The 1,956-nt window shown below is 71.6% G+C and carries 2 protein-coding genes; both read right to left on the bottom strand.

Features of this window, described 5'->3' with window-relative positions; genetic code table 11:
• Window positions 1–313, bottom strand: a 313-nt coding sequence (locus WA805_RS10720) for a hypothetical protein (protein ID WP_425242263.1), incomplete at its 3' end; no start/stop codon positions are given.
• A 137-nt stretch (window positions 314–450) separates the two neighbouring features.
• Window positions 451–1,956, bottom strand: a 1,506-nt coding sequence (locus WA805_RS10715) for a LuxR C-terminal-related transcriptional regulator (protein WP_425242262.1), incomplete at its 5' end; no start/stop codon positions are given.

The following is a 1,956-nucleotide window of genomic DNA, read 5'->3' as shown; positions in this document are numbered from 1 at the left end:
TCCAGGCCCGGTAGGCCAGCACCGCGACGAGGGCCGCGACGAGCGCGGCGCCGATCGCGATGAGCGCGATCTGCCAGCCGGGCATCCCGCCGACGATGGTGACGACCGGAGCCGCGGGCGAACTCTGCACCGGGTCGTAGATGCCGCCTCTGTTCAGCGACGCGAAGCCTGCAGCCCGTGGCGCCATCCCGTCCGGCAGCGGGACATTGACCGTCGCCAGCGCCGCGGTTGCGGTAGACGCGAACGTGACCAGCACGGCGCCGAGTGCGGTGAGCAGCCCGACGGTGCGACGGGAGCGCGTAGAGATATGCATGAGGGTCCCCTCCTCGTACGGTGACCAGGACGTTCCCGGTCGGGTAGTGCTTGTACAGCGACCGTACGGGGACGGGGAGCGGCGCCGGATCGGCAGCGGTTACCCAGGTTTGGCGGTGAGTTACCCAGTTTTCCCGATTACCCCGGCAGCCGGAGGTGCGTCACGGCGGCGGCACGGGTGGGGGCGCCGAGCTTCGCCAGCACCGCGGAAACATGGTGATCGACCGTCTTGACCGAGAGGAAGAGCCGCGCCGCGATCTCCGCGTTGGTGAGGCCCTCGCCCACCATCATGAGGACCTCGTGCTCGCGCCGGGTAAGCCCGAGCGGATCGGCCCGGGTGGCGGACCTCGGGCCGGCCGGGATGGACTTGATCCCGAGGCCGCGCATCTTCTGCTGGGTCACCCTGACCGTGGCTGTCGCGCCCAGCTCGGCGAAGATCGCCAGGGCATAGCGGAGCAGCCCCTCATCGCTAGTGTCATGCAGCGTCAGCGCGGCCTCGTAGCGGCAGCCCTGATCCGTCAAGAGCTGAGCGGCCTTCTCCAGGTGGCCGTCGAGGTGGCATTGGTGGGGTTCGGCAAGCTCGCCGTGCGGTGTGTGAAAGGCACCGCACCGGCGCAGCCAGCAGGCCACGGCCCCGCGGTCCCACGGGATCGCATCCGCCACCACCGCGGCGGCGAGTTCCGCCTCGGCCCGCGCGGGTCCCGTCTGTCCGGCGAGCCAGTACGCCTCGGCCCTGGCCAGCCGGGCCGGGACGATGAACTGCGGCTCGCCCGTGCCGTCCGCCGCCGCGGCCGCCTCGTCCAGGTACTCCCACGGACTGCCGTCACCGCGCCGGGCGCGAATGATGCCGAGGGCGACCAGCGAGCCGAGCCGGTTCAGCGGGGAAGCGACGATCGCGAGCAGTTCGCCGCCGAGCGCGGCCGCCTCGTCCCACCGCCCGGTTTGCTCGAGAGCGAACACCCGGCCGCCTCGCAGGCAGGTCGCGTACGTGCCGATGTCGTGCTCATCGGTGTACCTGATGCCCTCGGCATAGGCGCCTTCCGCATCGTCGAACCGGCGTACGTCGCAGTAGCTGGTGTAGATGTTCACGAAGGCCCGCCCGGCCTGCTCCGGCAGGTTCTCGGCAACCGCGATCGCCTTCGCCTGTCCCAGCGGGCCCTCCCAGTCGCCGCCGGTGGCCGCCAGGGCACAGCCCAGGGTGTTGAACGCGTCGCTGAGCACTTGCCGGGCGCCGGTCGATTCCGCCAGCTTCAGCGCCTGCCTGGCCAGCGGGATGGACTCGGCGGACTTGCCGCTCGTCATCACTTGACCCGCGAGCCCGCTGTAGGCCGCGGCCAGCTCGCCGGTCGGTCCCAGCGGGCGCAGGATCTCCAGCGCGGATTCGGCCGCGGCTCTCGCGTCATCACCGCGGCAAAGGCGCCACAGCACGGTGCAGAGCCGGTTCATCGTGGCGCCCTGGCGGAGCCCGTCACCCAGCTCACGCCATAGCTCGAGCGCGCGCGAGTTGGCGTCCGCGGCTTCTTCCCACCGGTCGATGAGCGCGAACTCCGTCGCGAGCGCGTCATACAGCGCGGCAGCCGCCGTCGCCTCCGCGCCGTCAGCGAAGCGCACCGCCCGCCGGTACTGCGCCGCGGCCTCCTGGTG

This window comes from Trebonia sp., assembly GCF_049794275.1.
Classification (GTDB): domain Bacteria; phylum Actinomycetota; class Actinomycetes; order Streptosporangiales; family Streptosporangiaceae; genus Trebonia.
This window is presented reverse-complemented; position numbering and strand designations above follow the sequence as displayed.